This window comes from Mycetocola sp. Y171 (genome assembly GCF_056713165.1).
In genome coordinates this window covers 1041082-1059205 of record NZ_JBWYGX010000002.1, presented here as the reverse complement: position 1 = coordinate 1059205, position 18124 = coordinate 1041082, and the positions used below count along the sequence as shown (strand labels likewise).

Below are 18124 nucleotides of genomic sequence, written 5' to 3'. Positions count from 1 at the left end.
TGCCCTGGCTGAGTGTCTGATCACACGGCGCTGTATGCGACGATCCCCCTGCGGATCGCCTCGAGAGCCTTGCGGGCGTTTCGGCCCACTCCCCCGTCGGCGACGATCGAGAGCTGGTCGAGCAGGTCGATCGTCTGCTTGGTCCAGCGGACGAAATCGCCTGCGGCCATATCCGCCTCGGTGAGGACGACGTTGAGGCTCGAGCCTCTCGCCCATTTGTGCATCGCGACGCACAGCCCGGTCGCGAGCGGTTCGCTCCCAGGAAGGCGGTTCTCCTGCTCGGTGTCGTCTAGCCTCGCCCACAGGTCCTGGGTCTTGTCGAGAGCGATGCGGAATGCGCCCTTCGGGAGATACCTTTCGGCGATCGAGCCTTCGTCCCTGCGGGGCTCGAAGACGATGCAGCACGCCATCGCTGCCAGGCTGGCCGGGTCGAGGTCGTTCCAGACGCCGCGGCGGAGCGCCTCGGCGACGAGGAGATCCCGTTCGCCGTAGATCCGCTTGAGGGTGCGCCCGGCGGCGCTCAGCTCGACCTGGCCGTTCTCGTCGCGGAGAAGGTACTCGTACTCGAGGAGCACGTCAGTGACGCGGTCGAAGATCTTTGCGACGGCGCCGGTGCGGGTGGAGATCTGGCGGCTGAGCTGGTCGGTCTGCCTCTTCAGGGTGAACCAGCGCTCGGCCCACCTGGCGTGCTGCTCGCGATCGGAACAGCCGTGGCACGGGTGCGCGCGCATCCGTTTGCGGAGAGAGACGAGCTGGCGCTGGCGGCGATCGTTCTGCGACCTGGACTGGTGTTCAGGGTGAGTGCTCTTCCGTTCGAGGTCGGTCAGTTCGCGACGGATGCCCGCGTACTCGGCGAAATCGCCCAGGTGACAGGTCATCGCTTCGCGGTACTTTTCGAGGGACCCTTCCTGCTCGCGAACCTTGCGTGCCATGCCGACGACGGCCCTGTCCGCCTGGAACTGGGCGAACGAGGACTCGAGGATCTCCCTGCTCCGCTCCCGGCCGAACTGGTCGATCAGGTTCACGGCCATGTTGTAGGTGGGCTTGAAGCTGGAGTTGAGCGGGTAGCTCCTGCGGGAGGCCAGCGATGCCACCGACTGTGGGTGCAGCCCCTCCTGCCAGGCGATGACCGCGTGACCTTCGACGTCGATCCCGCGACGCCCCGCGCGCCCGGTGAGCTGGGTGTACTCCCCCGGGGTGATCGGAACCCGCGCTTCGCCGTTGAACTTCTCGAGCTTCTCGAGGACGACGGTGCGGGCAGGCATGTTGATTCCGAGCGCCAGGGTCTCGGTGGCGAAGACCGCTTTGACGAGTTTGCGCCTGAACAGCTCTTCGACGACCTCCTTGAAGGCAGGCAGCATCCCGGCGTGATGCGCTGCGATGCCTCGCTCCAGGCCGTCCAGCCACTCCCAATAGCCGAGAACTCCGAGATCCTCGTCCTGCAGCGCCGAACAGCGCTCTTCGACGATCTCCCGGATCTCATCGCGCTCGTGCGCTTCGGTGAGGCGGATGCCCGATCGGAGGACCTGCGCGACGGCCTGGTCGCATCCGACCCTGCTGAAGATGAAGAAGATGGCCGGAAGCAGGTGGTGCTCGTCGAGCAGGTCGACCACCTGCCCCCTGTCGACTCGCTGCTGGGTGCGCTGGCCCCGCTTGGCGTTGTACCTGCTGACGTCCTTGTACTGCTTCGAGTTGAGGGTGCGCCCGCCGAATTGCGCCATCCTGACCAGCTCGGGGTTCACCGAATGGGTCTCGGCCAGGCTGGGTGCGGCGAAGAGGTCGATGAGCTTGCCGCCCATCAGGACGTGCTGATCGAGAGGGACAGGGCGTTCCTCCGAGACGATGACCTCCGTGTGCCCGCGGACGGCCTGGAGCCAGTCCCCGAACTCCTCGGCGTTCGATACCGTCGCGCTGAGTGAGACCATCCGAACCTCCTGTGGGAGGTGGATGATGACTTCTTCCCAGACGGCGCCGCGGAATCGGTCGGCGAGGTAGTGCACCTCGTCCATGACGACGTACGCGAGGTCGGCGAGCAGGTCGGAGTCGGCGTACAGCATGTTGCGGAGGACCTCTGTGGTCATCACGACGATGCGGGCCCTGGCGTTGATGTTGGTGTCACCGGTGAGCAGCCCGACGGAATCGGCACCGTACTCCGCGACGAGCTCGTTGAACTTCTGGTTGCTCAGCGCCTTCATCGGCGCTGTGTAGAAGACCTTCGCCCTGCTGCGCTGCATCGCGGCATAGATCGCGAACTCGGCGATGATCGTCTTCCCTGCCCCGGTCGGTGCGGCGACGAGCACGCTGTTGCCTGCCTCGACGCTCGCACAGGCCTCGAGCTGGAACGGGTCGAGGTCGAATCGCTGCTTCGCGCGGAACGCGTCGAGCAGGGGGGTCTTGCGCTGGGCGGCCGCGTAACGCTCCGCGGGGGAAAGATTGACGGTCACACCGCCAATTCTGCATCGAATGCGAGCTGGCGCTTCGCGGCGCGGCGGTCGTGCAGGAAAGCGACACCATAGGAGGCGAAGTAGAGCAACACCATCGGGACGGCGAGGATGAACATCGAGATGACATCGGCAGCCGGTGTGGCGACGGCGCAGAACAGTGCGATCACCAGGACGGCGACCCGCCACGACTTGATGATCGTCTTGGCGCTCAGCACGCCGACGAAGTTCAGCAGGACGAGGAAGACGGGGACGACGAACGCGATCCCGACGGCAAGCACGAGCTTGAGCACGAAGTCGAAGTAGACGCCGGCGTTGAAGAAGTTGGACGCGTCGGCCGGCGTGAATCCGACCATCAGCTCGACGATGTGCGGCATGACCATCCAGCCCGCAGCGCAACCGGCGAGGAACAGCGGCACAGCGCTGAGCATAAAGCCCAGGGCGTAGCCGATCTCCTTGCGGGTCAGCCCGGGCACCAGGAATGCCCAGATCTGATAGAGCCAGATCGGGCTGGAGATGACGATGCCGATGGTGAACGCGACCTTCATGCGCAGGTCGAAAGCCCCGGTGACGTTGTCGAAGTTGAGCAGCGCCTGCCCTCGGCCCTCCGCGATCTCGGTGATCGGGGCGGCCATGGCCGAAATGGCGAAGTCGGAGACGACGAAGCCGATGATCATGGCGGCGACGATGCCGATGGCGCTGATGAACAGGCGTTTGCGCAGCTCGACCAGGTGCGCACCGAGCGACATCCGGCCTTCGGCGTTCCTGCCCTGTTTGATACGGGCGGCCACGAACCCTACGGTTTCGTCTGGGACCCGGGGGCACCCGTGGTCGGGTTCACTCCGGCCGACTGCTCGTTGGGCGCAGGGGTCGTGTCGATGGTCGCTGCCGGAGTCACCGGGGTCACGGGAGTGCCGGTGGCGTCGTCGACTTTGTCCTTGTCTTTGTCGGTCTTGATCTCAGCCTTGAAGATCTTCATCGACTGTCCGACGCTCTTCGCCAGACCGGGCAGCTTGGGAGCACCGAACAACAGAAGCACCAGGAACACGATGACGAGCAGGTGCCATCCCGTGAGGTTGCCAAAGATTCCCATGATGTGTCCTTCTAGTCAGTCGTGTATCCGGCTCAGTTTACAGTGGATTTCCGGATGTCGCGTGCCTCATTGCTCGTCAACTCGTTCAGCGTAGCGGTCGAGGGCCGCCTGCGCCCAGTCAGCCACGCGCGCACGCGCCGTGTCGGGCCCGATGACAGTGACGACACCGGAAAGGCCGGCGATGAGCCGCTTCAGTCCGTGGTGGTGGGCGACATGAAGGGTGACCCGCGACCGCCCGTTCCTGCCGTGCACCGGGGCATCCGTCGTGACGTATTCGGCGATCATGCCGATCGCATCGTCCGCCAGCTCGACGACCACGGCGAGATCCGTGTCCGAGCTCTCGAACAGGCTGTCTGTGAGAGCCACCTCCCCGGCGTGATGGCTGATCCGCTCGTCGGTCGCCACGAGGTTGCTCATCCTGTCGAGCCGGAATGTCCGCACGGCCTGGCGGAGGTGATCCCATCCCCTGAGGTACCAGTCCTGGTCGAGCGACTGGATGCGGAGGGGGTCGACGCGGCGTTTCTCGGCCTCGCCCCTGGAGTTGAGGTAGTCGAACTCGATCCTGTGCCCTGCGGCGACCGAGTCGCGGATGCGGGACAGGGTGCTGTCGACCTCACTCGAACCGACGGCGACCTCGCTCGGCCTGCCGCTCGAGCCGCGGGCGAGCTTGGACATCAGGGATCCGAGCACGTCACGGTCGGCCTGCTCGGGCAGCGAAGAGAGGTACTGCAGGCCGGCGATGAGCGCAGCGGCTTCACGGGCGGAGAACCGGGGCGAGTCGTCGATGGCCACGAGATGGGTGATGACGATCTCGTCGCTGTCCTCGAACAGGTCCCAGTCGATGTCGAACAGGTCTTCGTGCTGGTACGAGCTGGTCTCCCCCGGTACCCCTGAGACGGCGATGAGGCGCACCGATTCCCGGATCAGCTCCTCGTCCACCCCGAAGTGTCTGGCCGCCTCAGCGACGGAGACGTGCCCGTGGTCCATCAGGTACGGGACGAGGGAGAGCAGGAATGCCAGTTTGTCCCGTGCGTGCAGTGCAGCTTTAGCCACGGTTCTCCCCCGTCAGTGATCCGGTGCCCGACCGGCCGCGGTGCGAGCGGACGGTCTTCACGTGGCGGGCGATCACCGCGTCGACGAGTCGGCGTGGGGACTCGACGAGGACCTCAGGGCCGAATGCGGCGAGTTCGTCTGCGAGCACATCGACGTCGGTGTAGTGGAGTTCGAGGGTGTCGTCGGAGGAGGCCGAAGCCCGCTTGGCGAGCCGGGTTGCGGCATCCGTTCCCGGCTCCACCCGGATGACGGCGCGTTGCGACGCCCAGAGTGCGTCGAGGTCGTTGAGTGACTTCTCGGCGTAGCCGCCGCTCTCGCTGCGCTTCCAGGTGCGCTTCACCGGCACGACGGGCCCGACGATCCTGGACAGCAGGAAGGTGCGCCCGTCGTCGACGGTGAGGTCGTGGGCAGAGAGGTGCCAGCGGCCGTGATGCTGGACGAGGGCAAGGGGTGCCACCGTTCGGGTCCTGGCGCGGGACTCGCCCGGCTTGAGGTACGGGAACTCGACGACGCTGTTGAGGTCGAGTGCCTGCCTGAGCGGCTCGAAAGCACTCTCCCTGATCCGAACCCGCGGGGCGTATCCGATCACCGGTTCATCCGACTCGATTCCGAGGGACCGCAGCTTCAGGATGGCGCGGTGCGACTCGTCCGACAACGAGCCCTGGCGCCACACCGTCGCGGCCAGCGACAGCATCGCGATCTCAGCGGGCGAGAAAGTGAGCTCCTTGGGTAGATCGTATTCCCCCTTGGGAATGCGATAGCGGGTGAGCTGATTGTTGCCGGGGTCCCCTGGCGACTCGACGGTCTCGAGCGGGATGCCGAGTTCGCGGATGTCATCCTTGTCGCGCTCGAACTGGCGCTCGAGGCTGGCGTTGCCACCCGAACTCGAATAGCGCTGCCGATACCCCTGCACCGTCGAGAGGATCTCCGACTTCGTCAGGCCCTGCTCGGTCGCGAGCAGGGCGAGGACGAGGCTGAAGAGACGTTCCTCGACGGCGACGCGCTGCGCTGCTGCTTCGGTGGGTTCTGACACGACTTCATCCTAGTTGCGCGGCAGGCGCTGGGACGGTCAGGAGATGGTGCCGAGGATGTCGACGACGAACACCAGGGTCGAACCCGCCGGTACGGCGCCGCTCGCCTGGTCGCCGTATGCGAGCTTCGGCGGGATCACGACGAGGACCTGCGACCCGACCTTCTGGCCGACGAGGGCCGTCGCCAGGCCCGGGACGATCGCGTCTGCGGTGAAGACCGTCGGAACGCCCTTCTCCCATGACGAATCGAAGACGGTCCGCTCTTTCCAGAGCACGCCGGTGTAGTGGACGACCATCGAGTTGCTCGTGGTCACCTCATCGCCGTCGCCCTCCTTGAGTACCGCGACCTTGAGATCGGTCGGCGGGTCGGACTTGGGGATGGTGAGTCCTGGGGTGCCGTCCGCAGCGGTCACCACCGACGGGAACCCCGGTTCGACGATCGGGCGGTCTGCCCCGTTCGCCTTGGCCAGGAAAGCGTCCGTGATGTCGGCGACCATGATGATCGAGTCGTCTTCGCCGAGGCCTGCGGCTGCGCCGTCTGCGCCGAATGCGTCCGCGCTCGGCATGGCTACGGCGATGCGTGAGCCGACCGTCGCGCATTGCAGGCTCTCGGTCATGCCTGGAAGCAACTGCGACGGGAGGTAGACCGCGGGGTCGGTGTACGCGGCCTGCTCGATGGCTTCACCCGTCGTGCCGTTGTAGAGCGCGAAGCTCATCTTCACGAGCTGGTCGCCGTCGATGACGGTTCCGTCGCCCTCGGTCACGACAGTGCGCTCGGTCTGCTTCGCCTTCAGCGGCGTCGGGATGTCCACCGTCGGGGCCGAACCGAAGTCACCGGTCACGGTGATGAGCTGCGAAGCCTTCCCGTCGGGAGTCGTCGACTCGCAGGCATCCGCAGCAGAAGGCGCGCAGCCGGTGAGGGCGGCCGTCAACAGGCCGGCGGACAGGAGCAGTACAGGTGCCTTGCGCACGGGATCTCTCTTCGATGCTGGGAGGGCGGATGCGACGAGGTCGCGTGGCTATTTTAGTCGGTCAGGGTGCCGTCGGGTTCCGCGGCGTCGTCCACGGCATCCGGCGCGTCGTCGAAGGTGCGGGAGCGGCTGAGCTGAGCGGAGTTGTTGGCGGTGCGGACCCGCTTGCGCAGGATCTTGGCGCTCACGTTCCGTTCGCCGAGAGCACCGGGGGTCCACAGCTCGACGTCCTCGTCGCTGAAGTCGGACTTGCTCGGCCGGCGCTTCAGCTCGGGCAGGACGGCACCGTGGGCGAGCCTGCGGGCGGTGATGAGGAAGCCGGTGTGGCCGATCATGCGGTGGTCGGGCCGCACGGCGAGTCCTTCGACGTGCCAGCCCCTGACGATCGTCTCGTTGGAGTCGGGGTTGGTGAACCGGCCCGTCACCCGAATCGCCTCGGCGACACGGGAGAGCTGGGTGACGGTCGCCACGTAGCAGAGCAGGACCCCTCCCGGCTTCATCGCCGTCGCACACTCGTCGATGCACTCCCACGGGGCGAGCATGTCAAGGACGACGCGGTCGACCGATTCCGGTTCGACCGTGTGCGGGAGGGTCTCGGTGAGGTCACCGACGGAGACCCGCCAGTTCTCCGGGTCGTAGCCGAAGAAGGTGGCGACGTTGCCCCTCGCCACCTCGGCGAATTCGTCTCGGCGTTCGAAGGACTCCAGCCGCCCGGTCGGTCCGATGGCACGCAGCAGCCACAGTGACAGAGCCCCAGAGCCGACGCCCGCCTCCACGACGGTCGCTCCGGGGAAGATGTCCGCCTGACCGACGATCTGGGCGGCATCCTTCGGGTAGATGATGGCAGCGCCGCGCGGCATGGACATGACGAAGTCGACGAGCAGCGGCCGGAGAGCCAGATATTCGATGCCGTCGCTCGTGGTGATGACCGAGCCGTCCGGGAGCCCGATGATGCTGTCGTGCCCGACGATGCCGCGGTGGGTGTGGAATTCCTTGCCGTGCTCGAGCGTGATGGTGTTGCGCTTGCCCTTCGGGCCGGTGAGCTGCACCCGGTCGCCCACGCGGAACGGCCCGGAGTTCTGCGGGCATTCGTCAACGGGACGCTCGGCGTCGATCGATTCGGTCATCGTGGGGTTCCTTCGCTTCGGCCGGCGGCGACCAGGGCCGCCAGGTCGGTGCTGGTTCTGCCGGCCAGGGTCGGCCAGATGGTGTGGGTGGACGCCTCGGGGATGCTCACGGCGTGCGGGACGGCCACGGAGATCGCCCCTGAGGCGACGGCGGATGCCAGCCCGGCCCGGGAATCCTCGATGGCCACGCACTCGGCGATCGGGACTCCGAGGAGTTCGGCTGCGCGGAGGTACGGTTCCGGGTGAGGTTTGGGGTGTTCGACTTCGTCGCCGGTGACGAGGAGGTCGAAGCCGTCGAAGCCGAGGTGCCCGACGACCTGTTCGGCCATCGACCGGATCGACATGGTGACGAGGGCGGTCTTCACGCCGAGGCCGCGGAGCTCTTCGAGCAGTTCGCGCGCCCCTGGCCGGAACGGGACGCCGTCGCGGGCCAGCCGGTCCTGCACCCGGGAGGTGAGGTGGTGGACGATGTCGTCCTCGGTCATATCGACGCCGTGCGACTGCAGGACCCGCGCGGACTCCCAGAGTCCTGACCCGACGAGGGTCATGGCATCCTCGTAGGTCCAGGTGTGGCCGAAGGACTCGACGAGATCCGTCTCCGAGGAGATCCAATACGGTTCGGTATCGACGAGAGTGCCGTCCATATCCCAGAGGACGGCGGCGGGAAGCTGTGTAGTCACGGGTTTCAATGCTACCCGGTGGCGGACTGCGCCTATTCTTGGATGAACCCTCGCACCTGGCGCGGGTGGATCCACGGATTGGGGAGCTCTTGCTGAAGGGTCGACTGCTGGTTGTCGCGTTCGAGGGCTGGAACGACGCCGGAGAAGCGGCTACCGGTGCCGTCCGTGTGCTGCAGGAACAACTCGACGTCGCTCCTGTGCTCGAACTCGATCCCGAGTTGTACTACGACTACCAGTTCAACCGGCCGGTCATCGGCGTCGATGATGATTCCAGACGCCGGCTGACCTGGCCGACGGCCACCCTCTACGGTCCGTCTGCCCCGCAATCCCCTGTCGCCCCTCTTGCCGACGACGCCGAACTCAGCGTCTCTGGGGACAACGGCGGCAACGTGTACCTCCTCGTCGGCGTGGAGCCCTCACGCAGCTGGAAGGCGTTCACCGCCGAGATCGTCGACGCGGCGCTCACCGCGGACATCTCCGCCGTGGTGTTCCTCGGCGCGATGCTCGCCGATGTTCCGCACACACGGCCGATCTCGATCTTCGCGTCGAGCGAGAACCCCGAGGTCCGGTCAGAGCTGCAGATCGAGCGGAGCATGTACGAGGGTCCCGTCGGGATCCTCAGTGTCCTCGCCGAGGCAGCGGAGGACGCGGGCATTCCGACGCTCGCCATCTGGGCGTCCGTTCCCCATTACGTGCACAACGCGCCGTCGCCGAAGGCGGTTCTCGCCCTCATCGACAAGCTCGAGGAGATCGTCGACGTCGTCATCCCCCGCGGTGACCTCGTCGAGGAGGCCAGCGAATGGGAGCAGGGCATCGATGCCCTCGCCGGCGAAGACGAAGACATGGCTGCATACATCCGTCAGTTGGAGCAGGCCAGGGACACGGTGGAATCGCCTGAGGCGAGCGGCGAGGCCATCGCCAAGGAGTTCGAGCGGTACCTGCGCCGCTCGGCGGACGGCAAGGGCGACGGCAGGAACGAACCGCCGACACCCCGCTAGCCGTCGGTCAGAGCACGACGCCGAGCAGGGCGTGCACGGCCCGCTGGAGCAGTGCAGGGTCGTCGACCCCTGCGGCGACGGCTGAGTCGATCACGCTGAGGGCTTTCGGGCTGTCGAGGTCGATGCGCAGCGCTTCGCGGAGCCTGGCGAGGGCATCGACGGCGGAGGCAGGTCCTGCAGCCGTCCCGTCGCCGAGCGCTGCGCTCCACCGGGCCAGGCGGTCCTGCGCGGTCGCAAGTGCGGCATCCGTCCATTCCCAGTCCGAGCGGTAGTGGTGCGCGAGCAGGGTCAGGCGGATGGCGCGCGCGTCGATGCCGGACTCGACGAGCCGGGACACGAGCACGAGGTTGCCGAGCGACTTCGACATCTTCTCGCCCTTGTAGGCGACCATGCCGGTGTGGCTGTACACCCGCGCCAGCGGATGCCCGCTCAGAGCTGCGGCGTGCCCAGCGCTCATTTCGTGGTGCGGGAAGATGAGATCGGATCCACCACCCTGCACGGTGAAGTCGCGACCGAGTTCCATCAGGGCGATGACGGAGCACTCGATGTGCCAGCCGGGACGTCCGGAGCCGACGACACTCGCCCAGGACGGCTCGTCGTCGCGGGCCGCTCGCCAGAGCAGCGGGTCGAGGGTGTCCCGCTTGCCCGCGCGGTCGGGGTCTCCCCCACGTTCACGGAAGAATCGTGCCATGGTCTCGGCGTCGAGGTTGCTGACCTCTCCGAGGGCCCACGGGCTCATCGCTGCGGCTGCGGCGCTGTCGAAGTAGATGTCGGACCCTGCCGGGCTCTCCGGTGTCGGCACCTCGTAGGCGACACCGGCGGCGACGAGCCGGCGGACGGCCTCAGCGATCTCGTCGAGGACCTCGGTCACGGCGACGTAGTCCTCTGGCGGGAGGATGCTGAGCGCTTCCATGTCGCCGCGGAACAGTTCGACCTGGCTGGCGGCGAGTTCGCGCCAGTCCACTCCGGTCGCAGCTGCACGTTCGAGCAGCGGGTCGTCGATGTCGGTGACGTTCTGGGCGAAGTGCACGTCGAGGCCGGCGTCGAGCCACACCCTCTGCAGGGTGTCGTAGGCAAGGTAGGTCGCCGCGTGGCCCATGTGCGTGGCGTCGTACGGCGTGATGCCGCAGACATAGATCCGTGCGGTGTCACCGGTGTGCGCCTCCACGAGCCCGCGCGTGGCCGTGTCATAGATGCACGGCGCCGCTGAGAGTCCTGGAAGGGTCGGAATCTCGGGTTTGCTCCATGCCTTCACTGTCCCAGCCTAAACCGGCCGGCAGCGTGCCGAGGACGCGTCAGGCCGAGAGGACGCCGGTCCCGAGCAGGACGAAGATGATGAGGCCGAGGACGATCCGGTAGATCACGAACGGCAGGAAGCTCCGCTTCGAGATGTAGTTCATGAAGAACTTGATGACGACGAGGGCGACGAAGAACGCGACGACCGTGGCGACGAGGGTTTCCAGCGGGCCGTAGATTTCGGGCGTACAGTTCGTGGCGCCATCGACGCAGGGCGATGCGACCGACTTGTAGACCTGGTAGAAGCCGCTGCCGAGAACGGCGGGGATGGCGAGCAGGAACGCGTACCGCGCTGCTGCGGACCGCTCGTAGCCGAGGAACAGTCCCGCGGTGATGGTGCCGCCGGAGCGGGACACCCCCGGGATGAGTGCGAGGGCCTGCGCGAAACCGAAGATGATGCCGTCGCGGTAGCCGAGGTTCTGGAGTTTGAGGTTTTTGCGGCCCACCCAGTCGGCGAGCCCGAGCAGGAGGCCGAAACCGATGAGCATCGAGGCAGTGAACCAGAGCGACCGGAACGTGGTCTCGATCTGGTCCTGGAAGAGAAGCCCGAGGATGACGATCGGCAGCGAGCCGATGATGATCAGCCAGCCCATCCTGGCATCGGGGTCGTTGCGCGGGACCTTGCCGGCGAGGGAACGGAACCAGGCACGGATGATGCGGACGATGTCACCCCAGAACAGGATGATGACGGCCAGTTCGGTGCCGATCTGGGTGATCGCCGTGAAGCGGGCGCCAGGGTCTTCGCCTGTGCCGAGGAACTCCCCGACGATGCGCAGGTGGGCGCTCGATGAAACCGGGAGGAACTCGGTCAGGCCCTGTACCAGGCCGAGGATGATCGCGTTGAGAAGGTCCACGGGTGTAGTCGATCCTGCCGTTTGGGTGTCAATAGCTGCGGAGGAGGTCGGTGAGGACCTGCCTGCCAAAGACTAATGCGTCGAGCGGAACGCGTTCGTCGACGCCATGGAACATGGCCGGGAAATCGAGGTCCTCCGGCAGCCGCAGCGGGGCGAAGCCGTACCCGGTGATGCCGAGGAGCGACAGCGCCTTGTTGTCCGTCCCTGCGGGCAGCAGGTAGGGCAGAACGTCTGCGCCGGGGTCGTGGTCGGCGAGGGTCGAGCAGATCGCGTCGATGAGCGGTCCGGAGAAGTCGTTCTCCAGGCCGACGTCACGGTGGAGGATCTCGATCTCGATGTCTGGGCCGATGAGTTCCTGGACGGCCGCGAGGACGGCATCCTCTTCGCCGGGGAGGGAGCGGATGTCGACGAGAGCCTCCGCCATGTCCGGGATGACGTTGTGCTTGTAACCGGCGGTGAGGACGGTCGGGTTCGTCGTTGTCCGGAGCGAGGCCTGGATGAAACCGGATGCAGTGCCGGTCGCGAGGGCGAGTTCGTCAGGGCCGAGCGTCTGCGGCTCGACGCCGAGGATGCGGGCGACCTCCCCGAGGAGGGCTGTCGTGGTCGCGGTGAGCCGGATCGGCCAGTCCTGCCGACCGATGACCGCGACAGCCTCCGCGAGTCTGGTGACGGCGTTCTCTCGGACGACACGGGAACCGTGTGCCGCAGGGCCCCGCGCGATGAGTTTCACCCAGAGGAGCGCTTTCTCGCCTGTCTGCACGAGATACGCCCGTTTGCCGTCGATCGAGATCGAGTAGCCGCCGACCTCGCTGATCGCCTCCGTCGCTCCGTCGAAGAGTTCAGGGTGGTTCTCGACGAGGTAGTGCGAGCCGTACACACCGCCGTTCTCCTCGTCGGCGAAGAAGGCCAGGATCAGGTCGCGGGCCGGTTGCTCCCCCGCGCGGAGCAGCTCGGCGACGGCCGTAAGGATCATGGCGTCCATGTTCTTCATGTCGACGGCGCCGCGGCCCCACAGCATCCCGTCGCGGATCTCCCCGCCGAACGGGTCGACGCTCCAGTTGGCGGCGTCAGCGGGGACGACGTCGAGGTGGCCGTGCACGACGAGGGCGCCCTTGCTGCTGTCGCGGCCTGCGACCCGGGCGATCACGCTCGTACGGCCGGGCTCTGAGTCGAACAGCTGCGGTTCCAGGCCGAGGTCGCGCAGGTATGAGGCCACGTATTCGGCTGCGGCGGTCTCGCCTTTCGAGCGTCCCTCGCCGTAATTTGTGGTGTCGATGCGGATGAGGTCGCGCGCCACGCGCACGGTCTCATCGAGGGTGGCGTCGGTCTCTGGAGGGGTCGCGTCTGCGGAAAGCATGCTCACCACGCTACCGTCCCGTCCGTTTGTGTGAGGTGGAAAACAGCGTCCGAAAATCGTGCTAAAGTCTTACCTCGGCAGCAGAAATATTGGCTGCTGGAACACATGCGCGGGTGGCGGAAATGGCAGACGCGCTAGCTTGAGGTGCTAGTGCCCTTACGGGCGTGGGGGTTCAAGTCCCCCTTCGCGCACACTGTGTTGAGACAGTAGAAGAGCCGGACCAGAAATGGTCCGGCTCTTCGCTGTTTAAGCCGGGTCAGCCGGCGAATGCGCGATCGTGGGCGGATCGCCCACGATGGTCAGCGCCTGCCGCTCATCCGTTTCCGCAGCCATTCGATCCTGGACTGCAGTTGGGTGACACTGGCCTGCTGCACGGCCGGCCCTCCACACATCCGGCGGAGCTCTGCGTGGACCAGGCCGTGCGGCTCGCCGGTCGTCTTCGCATACAGCCCGACGAGGCTGTTGAGGAGGCTGCGCTGTTCTTTGAGCGTTCGGTACAGCGGCGGAGGGACGTCGGCGTCCGGGGCGACCGGCGGCTGCGGCTTCGTCGATGACCGCTTCGCCTGCCGAGCCTGCCGCTGCTTGAGGAGTTCGTGCACCTGGTCGGGCTCGAGCAGCCCTGGCAGCCCGATGAAGTCGAGTTCCTCGTCCGTCCCCGGTTCGGCGTACTGACCGAACTCGTCGCCGTCGTAGACGACGCGGTCGAAGGTGGCCGTCGAGGACATCGCCTCGTAGGCGAACTCCCCCAGAAGTGATTCTGAGGCCTTCGACTCGCGGTTGGCCTCCGCGACCATGGCGTCCTCGGGGTTCCACATGTCCCCTTCGCCCTCGCCGTCGCTCTTCCGGTCGAGCGCGTGGTCCCGCTCCAACTCGAGCTGGGTGGCCAGGGCCATCAGGCTGGGAACGTTCGGCAGGAAGACGGATGCCGTCTCACCCCGACGGCGTGCCCGCACGAACCTGCCGATGGCCTGGGCGAAGAACAGCGGGGTCGACGCGCTCGTTGCGTAGACGCCGACGGCGAGCCTTGGTACGTCGACTCCCTCACTCACCATTCTGACGGCGACCATCCACCGGCTGTCCCCCGCGGAGAATTCGTCGATCCTGTCGCTGGACTCCTTCTCGTCGGAGAGAACCACCGTCGGGCTCTCTCCGGTGATGTCCTTGAGGATCGCGGCGTACGCCCGTGCGGCGGTCTGGTCGGTCGCGATGACGAGACCACCGGCATCCGGGATGCCGTGCCTGACCTCGCTGAGGCGCCTGTCGGCGGCCTGCAGCACCTGCGGGATCCACTCCCCCTTCGGGTCGAGTGCGGTGCGCCAGGCCTGTGAGGTGATGTCCTTCGTGTTGCCCTCGCCGAGGCGGGCTTCCATCTCGTCGCCGGCCTTGGTCTTCCACCGCATGTGCCCGGCGTAGACCATGAACATGACTGGACGGACGACGCCGTCGGCCAGGGCGCGACCGTAGCCGTAGTTGTAGTCGGTGAGCGAGGTGCGAATACCCTGCTTGTCCGGGAGGTAGGACACGAACGGGATCGGCGCCGTGTCCGACCGGAACGGGGTCCCCGTGAGGGACAGCCGGCGGGTGGCGGATTCGAAGGCCTCGCGGATCGCGTCACCCCAGCTGAGTGCATCCCCTCCGTGGTGCACTTCGTCCAGGATCACGAGGGTCTTCGACGACTCCGTGATGTCCCGGTGCAGCGCTGCGCGGACAGCTACCTGCGCATAGGTGACGACGACGCCGTGGTAGTGCCGGCCGTATCGCCCTGCAGCGTTCGTGAAGGTGGGGTCCAGGCGGATGCCTGCCCGGTGTGCAGCGTCCGCCCACTGCTTCTTCAGGTGTTCGGTGGGCGCGACGACGGTGATCCTGTCGACCGTGCGGCGCGCCAGCAGTTCCGCGGCGAGTCGCAGAGCGAACGTCGTCTTTCCTGCCCCCGGTGTCGCTGCGGCGAGGAAGTCGCGAGGCTCAGTCGTGAAGTAGGACTCGATCGCCTCTTCCTGCCAGGCGCGCAGTTTGGAGACGGTTCCCCATGCGGCACGTTCAGGGAACGACGGCGAGAGGTGTTCGGCGGCGGAGGTACCGATCCGTGGGGTCGATGGGGCATCCACGCTCGCCCGCTCCCCCGAAAAGATCTCTGTACTCACTTGACGGTAATCTACCTGAGGTCATCTGGTGACCCAAACGCAGGGGGTGCCCTGGCGTGGCGGCCGGGGGTAGGCTCGCCCGGATGGAAGGAAAGTCGTGAACGACAACACACATCACCTGAACAGCTACAGCCCGATCGACGAATTCGAAGCGCATCGGCGCCCCCACCCGTGGTCACGATACGTCGCACTCGGGGACTCATTCACGGAGGGCATCGGCGACCCCGAACCGAGCCTGCCCGACGGCCACAGGGGCTGGGCAGACCGAGTGGCCGAGGTCCTCGCCCTTGATGTCGACGACTTCGCCTACGCGAACCTCGCAGTGCGTGGCAGGCTGATCGCCCAGATCGTCGCCGAGCAAGTCGAACCGGCCCTCGAACTGCGCCCGGACCTGATCTCCATCTCGGCAGGCGGCAACGACGTCATCCGCCCTGGATCTGACCCCGACGTCACGGCGGCGCGGATGGAGGATGCCATCGCCAGACTCAGCAGGGACCGTGCCACCATCGTCATATTCACCGGTGTCGACGTGGGATTCTCGCCCGTGTTCAGGGGGATTCGGGGGAAGGTCGCCATCTACAACGAGAACCTCCGCGCGATCGCCGCCAAGTACGATTGCATCGTCGCCGACCTGTGGTCGCTGACCGACGTCCAGGACAGCCGGATGTGGTCGGCCGACCGTCTGCATTTCAACCCGCTCGGACACCACACGGTCGCGAGGATGACGCTCAAAGCGCTCGGTGTGAAGAACGACCTGGAGCCGCTCAAACCTGAGCCTGTGCCGCTGTCGACGTGGCGGCAGGCCAGGGCGTCCGATCTGGTCTGGGCGAGAGCCTACCTCGTGCCCTGGGTGGTCAGACGCATCCGCCACCAGTCCTCGGGGGACTTCATCACGGCCAAACGGCCCCTGGCCGAGCGCTACACGCGGGTCGAGGACTGAGCCGACCGGCCGAAGATCAACCGAACGGGTGGGCGAGCTTCCAGCCGGCGTCGGCTCCGACGAGTTCGTCTTCCAGTTCGAGCGGAACGACGATGCTCTCTCCGTCGTGACCGAATGTCACGGTTCCCACATCGAGTCCGTCTTCGCCGAACTCGAGGGCGGATGCTTCTGGCGTCACGGTGACCGGCGTGTCCTGCCAGACCAGGACGCTGGCCGCCTCGGCGGCAACGATGTCGGTGCTCGCGCCCCACGGCGTCGTGTAGCTGCCGAATGCGTCCCCTGGAGCGACGAGTTGCACGTCATGGAATCCGCTCGTCGTGCTTGCGATCAGCGCGGTGATCGCCTCGTTCAGCTGGCGGTGGTTGGGCGCCCCGAGGATCACCCCGACGAGGGTGACCGTGTTGTCGCCGACCGTGGCTTCTGCGGCGAAGAGGAGGCAGGCTCCTGCGACCCGGGTGGTTCCCGTCTTCAGGCCGATCACCCCGTTGCTGCCGAGGAGCTTGTTGGTGTTCTTCACCTCACCGATGACGGGGAGCACCGCGGACTGCTCCTGCACGACCTCGGACAGGACCGGGTGAGCGAGGGCGAGCTTGCCGATCGCCACGAGATCGGCCGGCGTCGACGTGCTGTTCCTGCTGAGGCCGCTGGAATCGGCGAGGGTCGTTCCTGCGAGATCGTGTTCGGCGAGCCAGGCCTTCGCCGCGTCGAGGAACTCTGGCATCGAACCGTAGGCCCAGTTGGCCAGCGTGATGCTGTAGTTGTTCGCGGACGGAAGCATCATCGCCTCGAGGAGCTGCCGTTCGGTGAACACCGAACCAGCCACGACGGGCGCTGCCGAGCCGCCCTCTGCGATGACCTCCGCATAGATGCGGGTGTCATCGCTCGTCAGGGTGAGCTCGGGTCCGTTCTCGCCAGCTTTCAGCGGCATCCTGTCGAGGACGACGAGGGCGGTCACCGTCTTGGTGATGCTCGCCATCGGTGTGGGCTCCTGCACGCCATGGTCGCCGAGGACGCCGTCGATACCGACGGCTCCGATCGCGCCGTTGCCGAATCCGGGCCAGGCCAGAGCGGTCGCCGGCTGGCTGACCGGGGCGGCGGGTGGGAGCTCGGCAGCGTTCGCCGGGATGGGGCGAAGCAGGGCGACCGAGGTGTAGCCGAGTACGAGAAGGACGATTGCGAGGATTCCGAAGACAGTCACACGCCGGCGTCGGTACACCCGCCTGCGGTCGGAAACGCGGGAGTCTGGCACCGGACAATCCTAACCGCGGCCGGGAGGCAGGCCGTGACGGCGCGGCGTCCAGGTCAGGCGCGGGTGCCAGCGGGCCGTGGTCGCACCGCCCAGAGGGCGACGGCACTGGCGGATGCCACGTTCAGTGAGTCGACTCCGTGGAGCATCGGGATCATCACTGTCGAGTCAGCGGCCTCGAGGGCCTGCCTCGAGAGGCCGTCCCCTTCCGCCCCGAGGGTCAGGGCGATCCGCTCCGGGGGCTCTGCGGCGAATTCGTCGAGTGAGACGGCGCGGTCGTCCAGGGCGAGGGCGGCGACATGGAAGCCGGCTGCGTCGAGGATCCTGCGCGCCTCAGGCCACTCCGGCATCCGGGTCCACGGCACCTGCAGGACGGTTCCCATGCTGACTCGGACGCTGCGTCGGTAGAGCGGGTCTGCGCATCGCGGCGTGATGAGCACGGCGTCGGCGCCGAGTCCCGCGACCGAGCGGAAGATCGCGCCAACATTGGTGTGGTCGACGATGTCCTCGAGGATGACGACACGCGTCGCCCCGGCGATCAGCCGTTCCATCGACGGGAGTTCGGGCCGGTGCATGGCCGCGAGGGCGCCGCGGTGCATGTGATACCCGGTGAGGGATTCGAGGACGTCGGAGGATCCGACGTAGACCGGCAGGTCCGGGAACTGTTCGACGAGGGGCGCGACGTCGTCCAGCCACTGCTCCTGCAGGAGCAGCGAGCGGGGTACGTGCCCTGCGGCGATCGCCCGGGCGATCACCTTGTGAGACTCGGCGATGTACAGGCCACCCGCCGGTTCGGTGACCCGGCGGAGGGCGACGTCTGTGAGTCGCGCGTAGTCGGTGAGGCCATCGATGCTGAGGTCGGTGATGGGGACGATCTGCACGGGATTCCTTCGTCT

16 protein-coding genes and 1 tRNA gene are annotated in these 18124 nt (G+C 66.7%); 3 read left to right on the top strand and 14 right to left on the bottom strand.

Annotated elements, in window-relative coordinates:
• Positions 1–20: 20 nt before the first annotated feature.
• The 8 genes from AC1M2K_RS14740 to AC1M2K_RS14705 all read right to left on the bottom strand — a co-directional run bounded on the left by AC1M2K_RS14740 (position 21) and on the right by AC1M2K_RS14705 (position 8396).
• Complete coding sequence (locus tag AC1M2K_RS14740) at positions 21–2444, bottom strand: DEAD/DEAH box helicase (RefSeq protein WP_480241522.1); 2424 nt, start codon at positions 2442–2444, stop codon at positions 21–23.
• Positions 2441–3190 (bottom strand): twin-arginine translocase subunit TatC, encoded by a 750-nt coding sequence (gene tatC, locus AC1M2K_RS14735; protein ID WP_480237338.1) that lies wholly within the window; start codon positions 3188–3190, stop codon positions 2441–2443. Before tatC ends, AC1M2K_RS14740 begins: the two co-directional genes overlap by 4 nt.
• Positions 3191–3237: 47 nt before the next feature.
• Positions 3238–3534: a twin-arginine translocase TatA/TatE family subunit gene (locus tag AC1M2K_RS14730; RefSeq protein WP_480241521.1), complete on the bottom strand. Its 297-nt coding sequence runs from the start codon at positions 3532–3534 to the stop codon at positions 3238–3240.
• A 66-nt stretch (positions 3535–3600) separates the two neighbouring features.
• Positions 3601–4587, bottom strand: a complete 987-nt coding sequence (locus AC1M2K_RS14725) for a helix-turn-helix transcriptional regulator (RefSeq protein WP_480241520.1) — start codon at positions 4585–4587, stop codon at positions 3601–3603.
• A complete protein-coding gene (locus AC1M2K_RS14720; protein ID WP_480241519.1) occupies positions 4580–5620 on the bottom strand; it encodes a helix-turn-helix transcriptional regulator in 1041 nt (346 codons plus the stop codon). The genes AC1M2K_RS14725 and AC1M2K_RS14720 overlap by 8 nt, the downstream gene beginning before the upstream one ends.
• Before the next feature lie 36 nt (positions 5621–5656).
• A complete protein-coding gene (locus tag AC1M2K_RS14715; RefSeq protein WP_480236414.1) occupies positions 5657–6589 on the bottom strand; it encodes an FKBP-type peptidyl-prolyl cis-trans isomerase in 933 nt (310 codons plus the stop codon).
• Between the two features lie 53 nt (positions 6590–6642).
• A complete protein-coding gene (locus AC1M2K_RS14710) occupies positions 6643–7716 on the bottom strand; it encodes a tRNA (adenine-N1)-methyltransferase (protein ID WP_480241518.1) in 1074 nt (357 codons plus the stop codon).
• Positions 7713–8396 (bottom strand): HAD family hydrolase, encoded by a 684-nt coding sequence (locus tag AC1M2K_RS14705; protein WP_480236416.1) that lies wholly within the window; start codon positions 8394–8396, stop codon positions 7713–7715. Before AC1M2K_RS14705 ends, AC1M2K_RS14710 begins: the two co-directional genes overlap by 4 nt.
• Positions 8397–8485: 89 nt before the next feature.
• Here AC1M2K_RS14705 and AC1M2K_RS14700 point away from each other — a divergent pair, with 89 nt between their 5' ends.
• Positions 8486–9394: a proteasome assembly chaperone family protein gene (locus tag AC1M2K_RS14700; RefSeq protein WP_480236417.1), complete on the top strand. Its 909-nt coding sequence runs from the start codon at positions 8486–8488 to the stop codon at positions 9392–9394.
• Between the two features lie 7 nt (positions 9395–9401).
• On the opposite strand, the gene mshC is transcribed toward AC1M2K_RS14700, so the two are convergent.
• The 3 genes from mshC to AC1M2K_RS14685 are packed head-to-tail and all read right to left on the bottom strand — an operon-like array spanning position 9402 to position 12901.
• Entirely contained in the window at positions 9402–10649 is a 1248-nt protein-coding gene (mshC, locus tag AC1M2K_RS14695; protein ID WP_480241517.1) for a cysteine--1-D-myo-inosityl 2-amino-2-deoxy-alpha-D-glucopyranoside ligase, read from the bottom strand.
• Positions 10650–10689: 40 nt separating this feature from the next.
• On the bottom strand, positions 10690–11544 hold the full coding sequence (locus AC1M2K_RS14690; RefSeq protein WP_480241516.1) for an undecaprenyl-diphosphate phosphatase: 855 nt from the start codon (positions 11542–11544) through the stop codon (positions 10690–10692).
• A 28-nt stretch (positions 11545–11572) separates the two neighbouring features.
• Complete coding sequence (locus AC1M2K_RS14685) at positions 11573–12901, bottom strand: M20/M25/M40 family metallo-hydrolase (protein WP_480241515.1); 1329 nt, start codon at positions 12899–12901, stop codon at positions 11573–11575.
• Positions 12902–13008: 107 nt separating this feature from the next.
• Between AC1M2K_RS14685 and AC1M2K_RS14680 the strand changes: the two genes are divergently transcribed.
• A tRNA-Leu gene (locus tag AC1M2K_RS14680) sits at positions 13009–13092 on the top strand.
• A 108-nt stretch (positions 13093–13200) separates the two neighbouring features.
• Here AC1M2K_RS14680 and AC1M2K_RS14675 read toward each other — a convergent pair.
• Positions 13201–15042, bottom strand: a complete 1842-nt coding sequence (locus AC1M2K_RS14675; protein ID WP_480236421.1) for a DEAD/DEAH box helicase — start codon at positions 15040–15042, stop codon at positions 13201–13203.
• 118 nt (positions 15043–15160) lie between these two features.
• Between AC1M2K_RS14675 and AC1M2K_RS14670 the strand changes: the two genes are divergently transcribed.
• The gene (locus AC1M2K_RS14670) at positions 15161–15982 is read left to right on the top strand and encodes an SGNH/GDSL hydrolase family protein (RefSeq protein ID WP_480241747.1); all 822 of its coding nucleotides are present in this window, start codon (positions 15161–15163) and stop codon (positions 15980–15982) included.
• Positions 15983–15998: 16 nt separating this feature from the next.
• On the opposite strand, the gene AC1M2K_RS14665 is transcribed toward AC1M2K_RS14670, so the two are convergent.
• Entirely contained in the window at positions 15999–17231 is a 1233-nt protein-coding gene (locus AC1M2K_RS14665) for a D-alanyl-D-alanine carboxypeptidase family protein (RefSeq protein ID WP_480241514.1), read from the bottom strand.
• A 53-nt stretch (positions 17232–17284) separates the two neighbouring features.
• Positions 17285–18109: a TrmH family RNA methyltransferase gene (locus tag AC1M2K_RS14660; RefSeq protein WP_480236423.1), complete on the bottom strand. Its 825-nt coding sequence runs from the start codon at positions 18107–18109 to the stop codon at positions 17285–17287.
• Between the last annotated feature and the right edge of the window lie 15 nt (positions 18110–18124).

What these genes read in the sequence shown, in the direction of transcription:
- AC1M2K_RS14685 (WP_480241515.1), bottom strand. Translation starts at nt 12,901, where the DNA reads ATGCTTTCCGCAGACGCGACCCCTCCAGAGACCGACGCCACCCTCGAT.
- AC1M2K_RS14730 (WP_480241521.1), bottom strand. Translation starts at nt 3,534, where the DNA reads ATGGGAATCTTTGGCAACCTCACGGGATGGCACCTGCTCGTCATCGTG.
- AC1M2K_RS14710 (WP_480241518.1), bottom strand. Translation starts at nt 7,716, where the DNA reads ATGACCGAATCGATCGACGCCGAGCGTCCCGTTGACGAATGCCCGCAG.
- tatC (WP_480237338.1), bottom strand. Translation starts at nt 3,190, where the DNA reads ATGTCGCTCGGTGCGCACCTGGTCGAGCTGCGCAAACGCCTGTTCATC.